This window comes from Dermabacter vaginalis, assembly GCF_001678905.1.
Lineage (GTDB): Bacteria > Actinomycetota > Actinomycetes > Actinomycetales > Dermabacteraceae > Dermabacter > Dermabacter vaginalis.
On the sequence record NZ_CP012117.1, the window covers coordinates 1,604,116 to 1,620,733 of the forward strand.

Consider the following 16,618-nt stretch of genomic DNA (forward strand, 5'->3'; position numbering starts at 1 on the left):
TGATGAGTTGCGAGGCGCGTTCACGGACATCTGGCGATGCAGCACGGACCATCCTTGTCATGCGTTCCACTTCCGCACGAATGTTCGCCCGTGTCCATGTTGAACGTGTCTTAGTCAGGTCTTTTTCAATCTGCTCTGCAACCGACGAAAGGGAGTCGGCTGCGCCTGCTTCTGTATCGGTACGGGTGTGTTCGGTTATGTTCAGCGCGGTGAGTGTAGCGATCACCTCGTGGGCATCATGTGCCGTTACGCGAGTGAGGGGGGTAGCGTAGTCCCTATCAGTGCAAGTGCCTATCAGTGCGTCAATGTTGACACCCGCCGCTTGTGCATCAGCCCGCCACTGCGAACACCGATCAGACAATGGCATAACCGTTTTTGATTTCGCCTTACGTGTCGCTCTCCATGCCGCCGAGTGCAGTCCGGCGCGAACCTTTCTCGAAGGTGCGTGTCCATAACGCTCTATGTACGTTTGCACGGCGGCATCTTCACGGGCACGCACTTGCGCATCGCGACTAGAGAACTCTGCCCGTAACGAGGCGGGCATGCCTTTTATATCCGGAACAACAGCTCTTGTCGTACCTCGGGTACGTTCTTCCCATTCAATTCCGAGGCGTCGCGTGAGTTCATCCATGAGGAGGTTCTGGTGCAACTCACTGACGTGCACGGCGTTGTTGAACAGTGCGCGCGAATCTAGCGTGACCCATTTGCCGTCGCTTGCTCGTTGAACACGGTTAGCTAGTAGCAAGTGAGTGTGTAGGTGTGGCTCACCTTCGCGGTTGTCCCAGTGGTCCCAGCCTCCAGCAACGAGACCTTTAATTGGAACGGCGACGGCACCGCCATGACCGGCACGGGTCTGTGCAACGTTGCCCTCCATATAGGTCACTGTTGCGTCTAGTGCGGCATGGTGTGCGTCGGCTATTGTGCGCTGCAACTCTGCGTCGCCCAGTGCCCAGAGAATACTGACGTCTTTGGGAACTGTGAAGGTGAGGTCGAAGCCTGAGACGTCACGTTTTGTTTGTTTGGTGGAGTCAGCGAGTTGGTTGTCGTTGTTCACGGTTCGTACATCTCGTCGTGGACGTCCCATAATTGCCCCGGTTGAGGGGTTGCGAAAGTGCTGCCATACATTCACAGCATCGCTACTTGTAATGATTGAGCCATACTCTCGCTCAATGCCGTCTAACCCTTTGCCTAACCATCGCCCTGGGGGGTTTCCTTCGACGGTGTAGTAAGCGGTGAGGCCGCCCTCGGCCATTGCCGCTGGAGTTGCACCGTCGGCTTTCGCGACTGTGCTTTGGACGTAGTCAGCAGATGAAATTGGAGTGATGTTCATGCCCACGGATTTTCTCCACTCTTGAGATACGGTGCGAGGCGCTCGCGAAGCGGTTTCGCGATTACATCGCCTGTGCCCGTGTGCTTCACGAGAACGACGTACGACTGTGCGAAAAGACGTGCGCGCTTATACTCACGCTCGTACCGTTTACGCTCACGCTCAAGCTCATACTCGAGCCGATACACACGATCCTTAAAATGCTCACGCTCGCGAACGACTCGCGCTAACTCTTCATGCGCCACGCGAGTTTCTTTATCGTTACGGACCTCAACCCGCCGCAAGTCCGGCCCATACTTCTCCGCAATCAGCTGCGCGACCTTCTTACGAGGCATCGTCTCGCCATTACGCACACGCTCTCGGTAGCGACGCTTCGTCGCCGTGTTCTTACAGCGGGCAGAGCAATAGCGCTCCTGCTTGCCACACAGCTCCGTTGAGCACACCACGCACACCTTGGGACTGGAAGATTCGTTCATACCCATCCATCGCAGACGCCGGCGTCTAGACGTCACCTTCTGTCCAACCGGACGCATTGTGGGGTTACCCGCAAATCGTGGACACGTAGTGGAGCTACCTAGTGGTTAGGCAGCTATTCCTTTTCTGCTAGTGATTAGACCAATTTGGTTCTCAAAGTCGACGGGGCTGACCATACCGAGTGCGGAATGTCGGCGTCGACGGTTGTAGACGACTTCAATCCAGTAGGCAACGGCCTTGCGTGCAGCATCACGGGTCGTCCAGCGCTTACGGTCGTAGAACTCGGTTTTAAGCGTCGACCAGAACGACTCAGCCATCGCGTTATCGAAGCACACACCAGTACGCCCCACGGACTGAGCAATGCTCAGGCTGCGGCAAACCTCCCAGAGCTGCTCGCTAGTGAATTGAGCTCCGCGGTCAGCGTGAAACACCAGCCCATCAGGAACGTCACCACGCAACGTGTGCGCCATCCGCAGGGCTCGCTCGACCAGGGAAGTATCTTGAACGCTATCCATAGCCCAGCCCAGCACCCGGCGGGAATGGCCATCGCGGACCGCGCACAAGTACAACCAGCCTTCACCGGTGCGCAAGTAGGTAATATCTGACATCCACACCCGGTTGAGCTCACCAGTATCAAACATGCGCTTGACCAGGTCAGGAAGCGTGGACTTACGCTTAGCTTGAATCGTTGTCACCGGGACAAAGGCCCGCGGTGAAATCCCCTCAATCCCCATCATGCACATCCGTTTAGCCACAGTCTTACGGTTAAGCGCAATGTGGTAGCGCTCGGCAAGTTCTGCGGTGATCCGCGGCGCACCATAAACCTCATCGGAGTCTTTCCAAATCCGGTGAATCTTGCGGTCAACATCATCGTAAAATGCTGCACGATCATCTTCGCCCGATAGTCGCTTCTGCTGCGTATGGGCCCATTTGTAGTATCCAGACCGAGACACTTTTAAAAGCCGTGCCATGCGCTTGATGCTGTAGTTCGCCTTCTCCTGCTGCATCAATTCGAACTTTTCTGCTCGCGTTGCTTCGCAGCGAAGAAGGCTGTCGCTTTTGACAAAAACTCGTTATCCATCTTGGCTTCAGCCAGCTCCCGACGAAGACGAGCATTCTCAGCACGAAGATCAGCCTCGCTCATCCCATCTGATGCTCCTCGGCGCTCACGCTCGAGTTTGACCCACCGGCCTAAAAGCCCGGCGGACACACCAATCTTCTTAGCCACATGAGCAATCGGACGCCGCGACTCTATTACCAGGTTCGCGGCTTCACGCCGATACTCCGGCGTGTACTTCTTGCGCTGTTGACTCACAATGAACATCCTCTCCTACGGACACAAGATCCGCACTAATAGGGTGTCCACTAAACGAGGGTAACCTCAATTGGTGCCAGACGTCCGTGGGGGTGTTTGTTTCTATTTTTTTGTGGGGGGTGTTTTTTGTGTGGGAGTTGTTTTTTGTGGGGGGTGTTTTTTGTGTGGGAGTTGTTTTTTGTGTGGGAGTTGTTTTTTGTGGGGGGTGTTTTTTGTGTGGGAGTTGTTTTTTGTGTGGGAGTTGTTTTTTGTGGGGGGTGTTTTTGTGTGGGAGTTGTTTTTTGTGGGGGGTGTTTTTGTGTGGGGGTGTTTGTTGTGTGGGGGTGTTTGTTGTGTGGGGGTTGGGGGGTGTGGGCAGGCAGAGTCGAAGGAAAGACGTGGGAGGAGGAGACGAGTGAGAGGAAGGATGGGAGAAGGGAGAGAAGAAGCGATGAAGAAGAGCTAGACGAACGAAGTAGCAGAGGTGCAGAAGTTTAAATGTCTCACGCGGGTGCAACGGTGAGGGTGGGGTTACCCGCAAATCGTGGACACGTAGTGGAGCTACCTAGTGGTTAGGCAGCTATTCCTTTTCTGCTAGTGATTAGACCAATTTGGTTCTCAAAGTCGACGGGGCTGACCATACCGAGTGCGGAATGTCGGCGTCGACGGTTGTAGACGACTTCAATCCAGTAGGCAACGGCCTTGCGTGCAGCATCACGGGTCGTCCAGCGCTTACGGTCGTAGAACTCGGTTTTAAGCGTCGACCAGAACGACTCAGCCATCGCGTTATCGAAGCACACACCAGTACGCCCCACGGACTGAGCAATGCTCAGGCTGCGGCAAACCTCCCAGAGCTGCTCGCTAGTGAATTGAGCTCCGCGGTCAGCGTGAAACACCAGCCCATCAGGAACGTCACCACGCAACGTGTGCGCCATCCGCAGGGCTCGCTCGACCAGGGAAGTATCTTGAACGCTATCCATAGCCCAGCCCAGCACCCGGCGGGAATGGCCATCGCGGACCGCGCACAAGTACAACCAGCCTTCACCGGTGCGCAAGTAGGTAATATCTGACATCCACACCCGGTTGAGCTCACCAGTATCAAACATGCGCTTGACCAGGTCAGGAAGCGTGGACTTACGCTTAGCTTGAATCGTTGTCACCGGGACAAAGGCCCGCGGTGAAATCCCCTCAATCCCCATCATGCACATCCGTTTAGCCACAGTCTTACGGTTAAGCGCAATGTGGTAGCGCTCGGCAAGTTCTGCGGTGATCCGCGGCGCACCATAAACCTCATCGGAGTCTTTCCAAATCCGGTGAATCTTGCGGTCAACATCATCGTAAAATGCTGCACGATCATCTTCGCCCGATAGTCGCTTCTGCTGCGTATGGGCCCATTTGTAGTATCCAGACCGAGACACTTTTAAAAGCCGTGCCATGCGCTTGATGCTGTAGTTCGCCTTCTCCTGCTGCATCAATTCGAACTTTTCTGCTCGCGTTGCTTCGCAGCGAAGAAGGCTGTCGCTTTTGACAAAAACTCGTTATCCATCTTGGCTTCAGCCAGCTCCCGACGAAGACGAGCATTCTCAGCACGAAGATCAGCCTCGCTCATCCCATCTGATGCTCCTCGGCGCTCACGCTCGAGTTTGACCCACCGGCCTAAAAGCCCGGCGGACACACCAATCTTCTTAGCCACATGAGCAATCGGACGCCGCGACTCTATTACCAGGTTCGCGGCTTCACGCCGATACTCCGGCGTGTACTTCTTGCGCTGTTGACTCACAATGAACATCCTCTCCTACGGACACAAGATCCGCACTAATAGGGTGTCCACTAAACGAGGGTAACCTCAAGGGGTGTAGAGGACTCACGGCAGGCGGTGGCGAATAAGTGACCATGCAGGCAGCCGGGAGGTGCCAGGGCGAGAGAGGAGACGAGAGTGGCGGCGGTAGATCGGGCAGTGGCCACGTATGGGCCGGTGGGGCGGTTGTTTGTGTGGTACGTGCAGTGGGGGTACGTGCATTGGCCGAAGATGGTGTGGGCGATTATTGGGAGTTGGGTTGCGTTGAAGATTGTGCGGGTGGCGAGTAGGGCTGTTGTGGTTGGGGATCCCGATCCGCGTCAGCGTGCAGCAGCGCAATTGCGGTTGCTCGTGTTGAGGCTGTGTCTGTGGGGGTTCAACGTTATGACTGTGGTGGCGTTGTTGTGGTTCGGAGTGTTGCACGATCAGATGAGTTGGGCGGTGCAGTGAGGAGCGAAAGACAAGGGGCGAGACGTGTATATGTCTCGCCCCTTCGCGGTGTGAGGAGGGTTAGTGGAGGCGGGGTGATGTTGTGGGTGTGCCGAGTGTGGGTGCAGGGGATGTCGGTGGTGCGCTCGGGCTGGGCTTAGGTTTGAATTGGGCGAGTTTGTCGGGGCGGTGGCCGGTCCATACCTCGCTGTTGGGGGTTTCGATAATTGGGGCGGCGTAGATGGTGTCGCCGTAGATTGCCTCTAGGGCAGTTTTGTGTTCGTCAGTGAGTTCGGTAGCGGAGCGCTCAGTGTAGGGGACGTTGTACTTGTCGAGCGTGCGTTTGGTAGCGGTGCATTGGATGCAAGACGGGAGTGTCCATACGGTGACTGTGTCAGGTGGGGTGTACATGGGTGAGTCCTTTCGCTGGTTCACCCATATATCGCTGTGGCGTTAGTGGTGGGGCGGGTTCTAGCTGTAGAAGGGGTTAGCGGGAGTGTGGAAAGTTCGGTGATGGGTGACCGAACGATGAGAATTGAAGGAGAGGTCGATGGGCTTTCAACAGGTGCTTCCGCGTACGCGATTGAGCAGTAATGAACCGAAGGCGACGGTGTCCAAGCGAGGACACTTGACGATTAATCGCGCGCTCATGCGGGAGTGGGGTGACGTCAAGGAGGTGAAGTTGTTCTTCGACGATGATGCAGCGAAAGTGATGCTAGTGCCGTCGGAGAGCGCGGAGGATACCTACTCGTTGACGATTCAGAAAAGCGGTAGCGGAATGGTGATGCTGCGTCAGGTGATGACGCATATGCGCGCCGCGCGTGGCCTTGGAGCGGTGTATGCGACTGCGCAGGTACCGCACTCCATCACAGAGGAAGGTGCTCTCGTTCTCGATGTCGCGAAGGTTGTCAACGCTAAGTAAGGCGTAGGAATAGTGACCGTCCGTCATATCGCGATAAGGCGTGGCGGACGGTTTACTGTTTAACGCTTGCAAGGTGCGGGGTGGTGGTTTCGAATGATTGGTTGGGGTGACCACAGCTCGGAAGTTTGTGCGGGCCGCAAGATGTCCTGGTAGTCCACATGGATCACTCAACCATCATGGAAGCCTTCGATAGATCTTTTCGAGGGCAAGCGCCGCGAAGCGGGGCGCGGCAGTCTTTTGGTACCAACTTATGCACCTGGACGGTGCCGGTGTGTGCGGACTTTGGTGTCCCTGGGGAACGTAGTGATGAATGGCGCGCAAGCCTCTCCATGAGTGTTGGGAGGCATGTAGGCAAGTGCAGCGCTAGAGGTGCCTCGGGAGAGGCTTATGCATCTTGCCTTGAGGCGTTCGTCGGTGGTGCAGTTGGCAAGGTCGGTTGTCGAAACGGGGTTCAGTTGCGGGGATAAGTGGGGTTGCTCTAAAAGTGTGTGGGGTGACCACGGCTCGGAAGTTTGTGCGGGCCGCAGTGTGTGCTGGTAGTCCACATGGATCACTCAACCATCATGGGAGCCTTCGATAGATCTTTTCGAGGGCAAGCGCCGCGAAGCGGGGCGCGGCAGTAAAGTGTAGGGTCCGGGTGCACCTTCGTCACTACCGGACCCAACTGCATCACCAGCACGCGCTACATCCACTCAAGGGGCATATCGGAATGCTCGTCCACCTCCTCAAGATCCTCATGCGTGCGTAGTATCTCGAAGTACACAAAAAGAGACGATGGCCTGGCGACACCATCAAGGCGACAAGCCTCTTCGCGAGGGGTGGCGTAGCAATTACCTTTGACGCGGTTGTGGCGCTCACTCACTCGATGACCACGGTAAACCCGAGAGTTATGGCTCTACCGGCGAATAGTGCACAGCGACATCAATTCCGGCCGCGTGCAGCTCACGGGCGATCTGAGCAACCGCCGCAGTGTGAACGCTATGGGGCACGGTTACGCCCGCGCGTTCCGCTGAGTCCGCATCCACGTACCGCGTCAAGTCGATAACCTCAGGCTCGTGACCTTGTTGTTGGATCAACGCTTCAACACCCTCAACCGCGCTATCGACGGTGTCAGTAACCCACTCCATTAGCCCCCACAACACTTCCGCAACATCATCCGGGATGGACACATCACCCACGGGGGACTGCCAGCGCCGTACCGTGCGCGGACTCACGCCCGCGAGGCGCGCAACGTCCTCGTGCGTGAGTCCAAGCGCCTCGCGGAGCGTTGCGAGAGTTGCAGGGGTCATTCTTCCTCCAGGATCTCGTCCACCGCGTCCATGGCCGCGTTCGTGGCCTCGTGCAAAGCGTGCCAAAGGTTCTCGTCCTCTAGGCCTCGCATGGTGCGGTGGCTAATAGCGTCCCAATTAGCGCGGATCATTTTCGCGGTGTAGCCGCGCGCTTCGAGCGTGTCCCAATACGCCGCGACCGCCTCAGGGTAATAAACGTAAACTTCGGTCGCATACTTTCCCGCATGATGCCATTCGTTAGAAATGTCGAGCTCCTTCGCTTGGGCGCTCGTGAGGCCTCGCCGGTAGCTCGCGGGGAGCTGGCTCCAGGGGAGCGCGCCGTTATCGCGGGCTTCTTGTCCTCGGCGTGAGTGGCCACGTCCACGGGTGAAGTAGGTTGCAGGCATTGTTTCGAGTCCTTCCTGACTTTCTCGGCGGGCCTTGTGCCCTGCCTTGTGACTCCAGTATATGGCCACATTAAGGACATTGCAACTAGGGCGCGATCGCTTTTTACAGTCGCGCGTAACCTCGAGGGTGCTTCAGTACGCGATGGCGTGGAAGTGTACGGGGGTTTGCGGGGTGCGGCGATAAAGGGGTGTAGGAGCGTTGAGTGTGCAGGAGAGTGCGTGGGTATGGCGAGGGCATGGAAAGCGGCTGTAAAGGCTGTAGGGGCGTTTGCAGTGGCACTTGTGGTGTTGTGCTCGGTGGTGGCGTGGGTGACGGGTACAACTGTGGGTATTCCAGTGGTGGAGAAATGTGTGGCGTACGAGCGGGATCGGCATGCAGGATGGATGGATGAATTTCCGTGGGTAGATGTGTCACGGGTGGATTGGTTGGGGCGCCTGACGTGGCACGTGCCCGAGTGTGATGCTCTCGAGGGAACGTTTGTGCTGCCGGACGGCTCGCGTGCGGTGTTGGAGGATCAGCCGAGTGCGAGTGAGGTTGAGCAGATGAATGTTGCCGATAGTGCGCACCGTTTGGTGATTCCGAAGGTAGGTGTCGATACGCAGCTAAAGGTGATGAGTACGTATTCGCGCGGTGGGGAGCGAGTGATTAACCCGCCGACGTTCGAGGATGCGTATCTGGTGCGTGATTGGGGGGACGTGAGTGAAGCTAAGGAGTCGATGGTGGTGGTTGCGTTGCATTCCACGCGGCGACTGCCCGACGTGGCGGGGTCACGATTGATTGATATTGAAGCGGGGACTGCGCGTGTGGGTGCTGGAGATGAGATTGGTGTGGATGGGTATGTGTATCGCGTGAAGGCGGTGCATGTGCAGTCGAAGAAGTCGGTGCCGTCGGCGTCGGAGCTGTGGCGGCAGGAGCCGGGCAAGTTGTTGATTTTTACGTGTTTGCAGCGCTCATCAGGTCGCAGTTTGGACAACGTGATTGTGGAGGCGTATTTAGAGCCGTCGGCGGCGTAGAAGCGAGGCGCGTTGCGGGGGTGGGTGCGGTGAGTGAGTGTCAGGGCGTTGCAGCGTGCAGCGTTCGAGGTAGTGCAGTGTGAGGAGCGAATACGCATGGCTGTGAACGTGTCGAATAAGCCGGTGGTGATGCCGGGGGTCAGTGAGGAGTCTCAGCGTACGCATGTGGATCGCGTGTATGGGCGTGAGAAGCTGCCGGTGTGGGCACAGTTGAAACTTCGCGGGTTGGAGGCCAATTTCGATTTGACCGGCACGACGGCGTTTCTCGCGGATGAGGACACGATGGTGCTAGTCGCACCTGAACAGTTTGGGGAGGACTCCATTCAGGTTGAGGTGCATAGGGAGCCACGTCCCTACGGGGGCATGGAGGACTCGCTTACGTTCCGGCGTATCGCGTGGGAGTAGCGGTACGGCTGTAAGCGGGTTCAGCTAGGGAAAGATAGCGCCCCGGTACGTCATGGCTGGACGTGCCGGGGCGTTTTTATGCCCGAAACATGCTGAGCTGTCGGCGTTAGTGGAAGCGGCTAGTGGGTCATGTGGGTAGAGGTGGAGGGCGAGAGCGGCCACGAGGTGGTGTGGTCTCTCTCGCCCTCCGTTTTGGGGAAGTGAGCGGCGCTAGAGGTATGTCACTGCTTGTGAGTGTTCTTGGCGTCGCTCTTGTTGTTGCGGCGGAAGGCGGTGAAGCCGACTCCTGCTGCAACGGCTGCCGCGAGTCCGGTCAGGTACCCGAAGGGGTTGTGACCAAGCTCGTAGACAGCGGTCTTAACCACTGCGCCGGGATCCTTGGGAATGCGCTTAATGACGTCTCCCGGGGTGGTGATGCGTTCTCCGTGCCAGTCGTCGGCGTCGGAGACGGTCTTGTGGGTGTAGACGCTGTCGCCGGTGACGGTGATGGTGTCCTTGTGCGTCTTATCTACGCCCTTGAGGGTGCCTCGTCCGGTGAGGGTTTCACCGACGGCGAGGTCGTGAATGTCGCTCAGAGGGATCCACTGACCGTTCTTCTTGACGGTGATGTTGCCGACCTCGCCGGTGGTGCCTTCAGCGGTCTTATCGACTGCTTGAAGGTTGGTGAGGGGAACGTCGCCGGTGTTGGTGAGAGTGAACGCGATTTCAGTCGTATCTCCGTTAATGGTGTACGGATTTTCAGCGTCGTCGCGGTCGCCTCGCTTTTCACCTTCTGAAAGTGTCCACTTTTCAACGTCGATGCTGGGGTGTTCCGGCGTGCGGGTCTTGACCTCGTTCGAGAGTCGTTCCTTGCCGTTGTACACCTCGCGGTGAACGTTGGTGACCTCGCCGGGAGCGATTCGCGTCATGGACGTGTAGGCGCTGAACGCAGCAGGCATGTCCGGGCGCGAGTTCACCAGGGCGAGGAACTTCTCGGTCGCGGTGACCGTGAAGGTGTGGGTCTCGTTGTCCCATTCCGTGGTGAATAGACCGGCATAGGTTTCCGACTCATGACCGGCGCTATCGGCAAGCAGGTCGCCCTTAGAGAACACCTTGGTGTCACCGTCGTAAATGTCGGTCTCGGCGTAGACGGCCCAGATCCCGTTGTAGTGATCCATCTGCGCGTTGAACGTGTCCGAGATACTCCAGTCCTTGGCGTTGTATGCGCGGTCGGCGGGGATCGTGGACGAGTTCAGCTTGTAGTTGAACACACTGTTGAGCGCGATTTCTTTGCCGTTCAGGGAGTCCTGGTCGGCCTCGGAAACAACAACATCCTTTTCAGGGTCAATATCCTTGAGCGGGTTAGACACGGTTTCGGTCTGCTGAACAAAGTTGTTCGTGGACTGCCAGGCCGTGTTGAGGATGGTGTAACCGTCGGTTTCTTTCTTCACGGTTGCGGGCAGGTACACGTAGTAGTCCTTGCCGAGTAGCGCCTGGTCGATGATTGCGCTTGTTCGAGCGTTCACCGCTTGGGCAGCATACGCGGCAAGGTCAGCGGGCTGCGGGTCGCCCGGGATGTCCTCGTCCCAAGCGTTATGCGTGTCGATGGTCTTGGCGAAGATGTAGGCCTTGCCGTCCTTGACCTGAACGTTGAACTTGCTGGTGACGTCGTCGCCGGTCTCCTTGTCCACGACACTGATTCCCTCGGCCTTGAGGTCGAGGTAGTTTTCGTCGTAGTCGTCAACGAGGCCGAGCTTGCGCACGTCGTAGGCGAGTTCGCTGCGCGGTGCGCCGCCGTCGAGGGTGAGGCGGTACAGAATAATGTCGCCTTCCACAACGGTCTTACCGTCAATGTCCTGCTTGTCGGTGTTGAGGTCTTCCTTGTGAGGTTCCACGTTCGGAATGTTCACTTCGGGGATCTCGGTTGCGGTCTTGGCGCCGTTGAGAATTTCGAAGGCTTGGTTGCGGACCTGAGTTCCGCCGACAGCGGTGTCTTTGATTGTGCCGTCGAAGCGCATGATGAGCCATCCGCTTTCGCCTGCCTTGAGGTTCTTGGCAACCCAGTCGTCGTGGAACGTGACCACGAAGGAGTGGGTGTCGGTGTTCCACTTGACGGTGTAGTTGCTGCGCGGGATCGGGCGGTTCGTGCGCGTGTCGTAAAACTCGAGGGAGTCACGGTTCGGCTCGAACTGCGGATCGTACTGGTCTTCAACGGCGAACGACTTGACCGGCTGATCACCGTGGGCGGTGTTGTCGGGGATGTTCACGTCGAGTTCGACGTTGTATTCGACCGTCTGGCCGGGGAATACACCGAGGCCGTCGATGGAGGCCTGGTCGCCGCCTTCGCTCAGCGAACCGTAGACGTCCTTGTGGGGGTCGGGGGTCCACGTGAACACGGGCGGTACGTTCGTGGGGCGCTCGGTGTCGTTCCATTGTTCGAAGCCAGCGTTCGTGAGCTTCACGAGGTCGCCGTGGGTGGCGTAGTCGTCGCGGAAGTGTCCGCCGATCACGAGGTCAGTGACGCCATCCTTGTCCAGGCCCTTGGTCTGATCGAGGAAGGACTGCTTGGCGGTGGCAATCGTCTTGGTGCCGTCGACCTTGATGGTGAACTGGTCCGTGACGTCCTTGCCGTTGAAGAACACTTTCGCCTTAGAGGCGTCAGTGAAGTCCACATACTTGGCCGCGTCGGTCCAGTCGTCGGTGATGACGTACTTGGTCAGCGGGCGGGCGAGGTTCGCGGGGACCTTGCCGTTGACGCTCGCATACACGGTGTCGTTTTGAAGGAACGTCTTTTGGTCGGCGCCTTTCTTGTTTGTCCACTCGGGATCGTTCGCTACGAGGGCACCGTTTTCGTCAAGCGCCCACACCTTGTCAGGCTTCGGTGTTTGCGTGAACACGGGCGGGGTGTTGGTTTGGTGGCCTTCGTTGTTGAGGGTGAACGTGCCGTCGTTGTGGAGGACGGTGTTCTTCCCGTTCGTGTCGTAGTCGCTCTTGAATGCGCCCGTGATGACGAGCTTGAGTTCACCGTCTTTGTCCAGGCCCTTGGTCTTGTCCAGGAAGGACTTCTTGGCGGTGGCAATCGTCTTGGTGCCTTCCACCTTGATAGTGAATTGATCCGTGACGTCCGCACCGTTGTAGTACACCTTGGCCTTGGAGGCGTCGGTGAAGTCTACGTACTGTGCGGCCTTCGTCCAGTCGTCGGTGATCTCGAGGGATTCGAGGTTGCTTGGCATGTGCGCGGGCACGTTGCCGTTGACGACTGCGCTGACGGGTGAGCCAGGAAGGAATACTTTGCCGTCCGCGCCAACGGTGTTGGTGTGGTCGGGATCGGCGGTTGTGAGGGCGCCTTCCTGGTCGAGTACCCATGCCTTGTCGGTGTGGGGAATGACCTTGCGGGTGCCCTTGCTGTTGCCGTTGTAGGTGGTGCCTTCGATGATGACCTTGGAGTCGTCGGGAAGGTCGTATTCCTTCTTGTTCGGCAGAACATAGGTAGGTACGACGAGGGTGTAGTCGCCTGGAGCCGTCATGCCGGTTACGTGTGCGGAGACGATGATCTTTCCGCTAGTGCCGCGATCAATCTTGATATCGGCGGGGACCTTCTTGCCGTTCGGGTCGAGAACATACACGGCGTCTTTGACGTCGGCGGCGTTGGAGCCGATGAAGGCCTGATCGGTGTTGATCGTGTCCACGATGGTCATTGCGTCGTAGCCGTTGGAGTTCGCGACGATACGCGCGTCGGTTGCTTGACCAGCAACGAGCTGAGCGCTGCTTGGCAGGGTCTCGGTGGTGCCGGGGACGTAGAGTTCCTTTTCGACGCTCGGGTTGAGTTTCGCATCCCAGGTTTCGCGCGGGTCACGGTCGGGAGTATCGACCGCTGCGGCCATTTTCCCTTGTTTGTCGATCTTCACGTCGAACCAGAACTTGCCTGCGGGCCATTCGCTCCAACCGAAGTCGGCGGGAGTGAAGTTGGGGCTGCGGGTGTCGCCCTTGGTTTTGAGGTCGATGTTCTTAGAGACGGACTTGCCCTTGTTCTTGCCAGCGCCGTCCCAGTGGAGGATGACGTCGGCCTTGACGCTCGAGCCGTCACCGTCAGCGGCGTGAATCATGTCGTTGACGGGGGTTGTCGTACCGGCCATCTCGAACGAGGTCGCCACGTCGGTGGTGATCTTGAGGTTGTAGTTCGGGGACTTCGGTTCTTCTTCGTTCAGCGCCACGCAGACAACGGAAACGTTCGCGCCGGCGTCGCGAGTTTCCTGCATAAACTCCTCATACACACTGCGCTGCTGTGCTGCGTTATATCCCTTGAGGGATTTGGCGGCGTCGGCCCAGTACTGGTTGTACCAGCGTTGATAGTCGGTGTTGACCGCGCCAAAGGTCGAGAACTTGCCGTCGACTTTGCCGTAGGAGACGCCTACCTGGACAACGCGCGACGGTCGCTTGCCATCGGACGAGCGTGCGGTGGCTTCTTGAAGGGCATCGCTACAAGCATTCGTGAATGAGTTTTGGATGCGTTCGGGGCGTGTGAGGGGGAAGGTCTCATTGTTTTGCGCCATGTTGATGAAGTAGTTGATTGAGTCCGTTCCCCATCCCTGTCGCGGGTTGGTGTTCGGATCGCCATCAGTGACCGCGTATGCGTCGTCCTCGGTGTAGAGGGCGAAGTGGGTGGCGGCGCTTCCACCTGCGCCGCCGCCGCTTACTGCGCCGCCTCCGACGGCGGCGAACGCTGCCGGGGCACTGATCGCGGTAATGGTCACTGCCGCGCCTACTGCTCGAAGCAGGGGCCGTTTGTTGGGGGTTGTGGTAGTCATGTATGTCCTTCTCACGTGAAAGAGGGGTATTACCACCTACTTATCGCGCAACGAGTGACACTGTGACTGAGTTCTATGGGACACAGCAAAGGCCCGCCACAGGCGTGGCGGGCCTTGTGCTTCGTGGGGGCGTTCTACGGCCAGATTTCGTTTCCGGTGCAGTCACGACCGTAGATGTTGCCGAAGGAGTCCTTGTGGCAACCCGGAGGAGCGCCGCGGTCGTCGTAGTTATCCTCGAACTTCGGGGTCTTGAAGCCGGGGGTGGTGTTGGAGTCGCCTCCCTTGGAGGGTTTCTTCGACTTCTTCGGGGCGTCCTTCTTCTTCCCACTGCTCTTCTTTGGCGTGGACTTCTTTGTGCCGGACTGTTTCTTGCTGCTGCTCTTCTTCGAGTCCGACTTCGATGTTTTCGAGCTGGACTGTTTCTTGCTACTGCTCTTCTTCGAGTCAGAGGAGGGCTTCTTCGAGCTGGACTTGGACTTCGTGGAGTCCGACGTTGACTTCTTCGAGCTGGTCTTCTTGCTGCTGTCCTGCTTAGAGTCCGAGGAGGACTTCTGCGAGGTGGACTTCGTCGAGCTGGAGTGTTTCGAGTCGGACGTGGCCTTCTTCGAGGCGTCGTCGTTGGTGTTCGAGCTTGCTTTGGAGTTGTTGCTCTTGGGTTGAGCGTTCTGGGCGTTGGCCTTGGTTTGCTGGGATGCTTCCACGGCGCCCTTTTGTTCATTCAGGGCCTTGAGCTGGTTGTGAAGCGCTGCTGTGTGTTCGTCGAGGGCTGCCGGGTCGTTGGTGTCAACGGTGGCGTTGAGTGTTTTCTGAGCTTCGTCGATCCTCGCGCGTAGCTGGTCGCGGGTAGCGTTGTCGGCTACCTTGTCGGCGCTGGAGTCGTGAAGGGTGTTGGCGGCGTCGAGCGCAGTGGTGAGTGCTTGTGCGGCTTCGCTGTTGCGGTCTTTTGCGGCTGCAAGCACCGTTTCGTCGAGGTCGGCAATGAGGGCGCTTGTGGAGGTATTGAGGTTCGTTGTGGCGCTTTTGAGTGTGGCGGCGTGTTGGTCGATTGTCGCTGCGTCGTCTTTGCCTTGGCATGCGGGGACACTGTCGGCCTTGGTTTCTTCGAGTGTGGCGGTCAGTGCCTTAGCGTCTTCGTTATTGTCGAGGGTGAAGCCTTCAGTGGCACGGGCTTTATCGAGGGTGGCAGTGGCGGTGTCCGCTGCGTCGTGGTAGGCGGTGAGTGCGGTCTGGTAGCTCTTTGTGGCGCTGTCGCAGGTCGGGGCGGCGGTGGCGTTGGAGGTGCAGCCGGTGCCTCCGATGACGAGGGCGAGCGCCGTGATCGCGGTGGCGATGATCGGCGTTGTGCGTTTCATTGTCGCGTCCTTTTCAGTGTGTGGGGTTCGGTTTCATTGTCTGCCAGGAGTGGCGGGACTGTCATGGGTTTGCGGGGTTGCTGTGAGCGGGTTGTGGTGGTTAGGGCGAGTTGTTGGCGATGCGCTCCATCCAGTCGCGGGTGGTTTCTCCTTCTCGTCGTTTGGTTTTGTTAGCACTCGTGCGGCGTTCCTTGCGGCACTTCCAGCATTCGGTGCGAGTGATGTCCACACGTGTGTGTACCGGGCAGAACACTTTGGTCGGTTCGGGTTCTGGGGCTGGGGGTTCGAGTTCGCGCAGGTAGGTGATTACGGCTCCGGAGCGTGCTCCGGTCCAGTCGCGTGCGAGGGCGTCGCGCAGTTGTTGGAGGGTGATGCCGAGTGCGAAGGGGCGTTGGAGGGCCTTGCGGATCGCGGTCGGGGTGAGCGTCATCGACAGTTGGCGGGGTAGTCCGTGGCGGACCTCGTAGATCAGCGCGTTCATGTCAGTGGAGGAAGTGTTTCCACCACTAGCCGCGTCAGCGGCCCTCGCGAGACTGCTCACCTCGTTTGGTGTCGGGTTATTGCTAGAACCATTGGTGGTTGGTGTTAACTTTTCTTTTTCCTTTAAAGAGGTATCGGGGTCGATGTCCGGCAGATTTTGCCGGACAGTCCGGAAGTGTTTGCCGGACAACTCTTCTAAACCGGGTGCTAAAGGCTCGCGTGTCCGGCAGATTTTGCCGGACAACTCTTCTAAACCAGGTTCTAAAGTGTCCTCGAGTGGGGCTTGGGTAGGGGTTGTTGAGCGGGCCGCGCGTTTTCTGGCTGCCTCTACCATGCGGCGTTTCGTGCGTGTGTCGGCGAGGTGTCGTCCGTGGTTGGAGCTGCCGTCACACGTTGGTGGGCAGGTTAGGGCCAGGGTGTAGAGACGGGTGCCGTCGCCGCTCTCACTGATAGTGAATTCGTTGAGTGTTTCGAGTTCTTTGAGGGCTTTGCGGATCGTTCGCTCTGATGCGCCGGTGTCGAGCATGAGCAGGTCGATGCTGGGCCAAGCGGCGAGGGTGTCCGCGTTGCAGTAGTGCGCGAGGACAAGACCGATAAAGCGGGTCATTCCGTTCGTCTCGGAGTGGGCTTTGAACAGGTCTACGGCTTGATAGCTCATGCC

General features: G+C 58.0%; 12 protein-coding genes and 1 pseudogene. 3 read left to right on the forward strand and 10 right to left on the reverse strand.

All coding sequences use genetic code 11. The features are described 5' to 3' along the window. Positions 1-325 precede the first annotated feature (325 nt). From mobF to DAD186_RS11315, 5 genes and pseudogenes are all read right to left on the reverse strand, one after another. A pseudogene (mobF, locus tag DAD186_RS11310) lies at positions 326-1,330 on the reverse strand (MobF family relaxase); the annotation flags it as partial. Continuing rightward, positions 1,327-1,803, reverse strand: coding sequence for a hypothetical protein (locus DAD186_RS07000; RefSeq protein ID WP_034373797.1), 477 nt, complete (start codon positions 1,801-1,803; stop codon positions 1,327-1,329). The gene DAD186_RS07000 and the pseudogene mobF, both read right to left, overlap by 4 nt. A gap of 105 nt (positions 1,804-1,908) precedes the next feature. Further along, positions 1,909-3,125, reverse strand: a protein-coding gene (locus tag DAD186_RS07005) for an IS3 family transposase (RefSeq protein ID WP_157457048.1) whose coding sequence is annotated in 2 segments (ribosomal slippage) — positions 1,909-2,864 and positions 2,864-3,125 — 1,218 coding nt in all. Because the reading frame shifts where the segments join, the coding sequence is not laid out codon by codon here. Positions 3,126-3,667: 542 nt separating this feature from the next. After that, a protein-coding gene (locus DAD186_RS07015; RefSeq protein WP_157457048.1) for an IS3 family transposase occupies positions 3,668-4,884 on the reverse strand; the annotation gives its coding sequence in 2 pieces (ribosomal slippage) (positions 3,668-4,623 and positions 4,623-4,884; 1,218 coding nt in all). Positions 4,885-5,403: 519 nt separating this feature from the next. Further along, the gene (locus DAD186_RS11315; protein WP_052126957.1) at positions 5,404-5,733 is read right to left on the reverse strand and encodes a glutaredoxin domain-containing protein; all 330 of its coding nucleotides are present in this window, start codon (positions 5,731-5,733) and stop codon (positions 5,404-5,406) included. A gap of 139 nt (positions 5,734-5,872) precedes the next feature. Between DAD186_RS11315 and DAD186_RS07030 the strand changes: the two genes are divergently transcribed. Further along, positions 5,873-6,244 carry a hypothetical protein gene (locus tag DAD186_RS07030; protein ID WP_034373804.1) on the forward strand — a complete coding sequence of 124 codons (372 nt, stop codon included), beginning with the start codon at positions 5,873-5,875 and terminating at the stop codon, positions 6,242-6,244. A gap of 887 nt (positions 6,245-7,131) precedes the next feature. Here DAD186_RS07030 and DAD186_RS07035 read toward each other — a convergent pair. Then, the gene (locus DAD186_RS07035) at positions 7,132-7,533 is read right to left on the reverse strand and encodes a helix-turn-helix domain-containing protein (protein WP_052126958.1); all 402 of its coding nucleotides are present in this window, start codon (positions 7,531-7,533) and stop codon (positions 7,132-7,134) included. Then, positions 7,530-7,919: a hypothetical protein gene (locus tag DAD186_RS07040; protein ID WP_034373810.1), complete on the reverse strand. Its 390-nt coding sequence runs from the start codon at positions 7,917-7,919 to the stop codon at positions 7,530-7,532. The genes DAD186_RS07035 and DAD186_RS07040 overlap by 4 nt, the downstream gene beginning before the upstream one ends. A 273-nt stretch (positions 7,920-8,192) precedes the next feature. Here DAD186_RS07040 and DAD186_RS07045 point away from each other — a divergent pair, with 273 nt between their 5' ends. Further along, complete coding sequence (locus DAD186_RS07045; protein WP_144246007.1) at positions 8,193-8,933, forward strand: sortase family protein; 741 nt, start codon at positions 8,193-8,195, stop codon at positions 8,931-8,933. A gap of 96 nt (positions 8,934-9,029) precedes the next feature. After that, positions 9,030-9,338: a hypothetical protein gene (locus tag DAD186_RS07050; protein WP_034373814.1), complete on the forward strand. Its 309-nt coding sequence runs from the start codon at positions 9,030-9,032 to the stop codon at positions 9,336-9,338. 221 nt (positions 9,339-9,559) lie between these two features. On the opposite strand, the gene DAD186_RS07055 is transcribed toward DAD186_RS07050, so the two are convergent. The 3 genes from DAD186_RS07055 to DAD186_RS10655 form a co-directional block, all read right to left on the reverse strand. Further along, a complete protein-coding gene (locus tag DAD186_RS07055) occupies positions 9,560-14,125 on the reverse strand; it encodes an LPXTG cell wall anchor domain-containing protein (RefSeq protein ID WP_081976507.1) in 4,566 nt (1,521 codons plus the stop codon). A 134-nt stretch (positions 14,126-14,259) separates the two neighbouring features. Beyond that, positions 14,260-15,477, reverse strand: coding sequence for a hypothetical protein (locus tag DAD186_RS07060; RefSeq protein ID WP_065248068.1), 1,218 nt, complete (start codon positions 15,475-15,477; stop codon positions 14,260-14,262). A gap of 100 nt (positions 15,478-15,577) precedes the next feature. After that, positions 15,578-16,615: a helix-turn-helix domain-containing protein gene (locus DAD186_RS10655; protein WP_082991127.1), complete on the reverse strand. Its 1,038-nt coding sequence runs from the start codon at positions 16,613-16,615 to the stop codon at positions 15,578-15,580. Positions 16,616-16,618 lie beyond the last annotated feature (3 nt).

What these genes read in the sequence shown, in the direction of transcription:
- DAD186_RS07000 (WP_034373797.1), bottom strand. Translation starts at nt 1,803, where the DNA reads ATGAACGAATCTTCCAGTCCCAAGGTGTGCGTGGTGTGCTCAACGGAG.
- DAD186_RS11315 (WP_052126957.1), bottom strand. Translation starts at nt 5,733, where the DNA reads ATGTACACCCCACCTGACACAGTCACCGTATGGACACTCCCGTCTTGC.
- DAD186_RS07030 (WP_034373804.1), top strand. Translation starts at nt 5,873, where the DNA reads ATGGGCTTTCAACAGGTGCTTCCGCGTACGCGATTGAGCAGTAATGAA.
- DAD186_RS07035 (WP_052126958.1), bottom strand. Translation starts at nt 7,533, where the DNA reads ATGACCCCTGCAACTCTCGCAACGCTCCGCGAGGCGCTTGGACTCACG.
- DAD186_RS07040 (WP_034373810.1), bottom strand. Translation starts at nt 7,919, where the DNA reads ATGCCTGCAACCTACTTCACCCGTGGACGTGGCCACTCACGCCGAGGA.
- DAD186_RS07050 (WP_034373814.1), top strand. Translation starts at nt 9,030, where the DNA reads ATGGCTGTGAACGTGTCGAATAAGCCGGTGGTGATGCCGGGGGTCAGT.
- DAD186_RS07055 (WP_081976507.1), bottom strand. Translation starts at nt 14,125, where the DNA reads ATGACTACCACAACCCCCAACAAACGGCCCCTGCTTCGAGCAGTAGGC.
- DAD186_RS07060 (WP_065248068.1), bottom strand. Translation starts at nt 15,477, where the DNA reads ATGAAACGCACAACGCCGATCATCGCCACCGCGATCACGGCGCTCGCC.
- DAD186_RS10655 (WP_082991127.1), bottom strand. Translation starts at nt 16,615, where the DNA reads ATGAGCTATCAAGCCGTAGACCTGTTCAAAGCCCACTCCGAGACGAAC.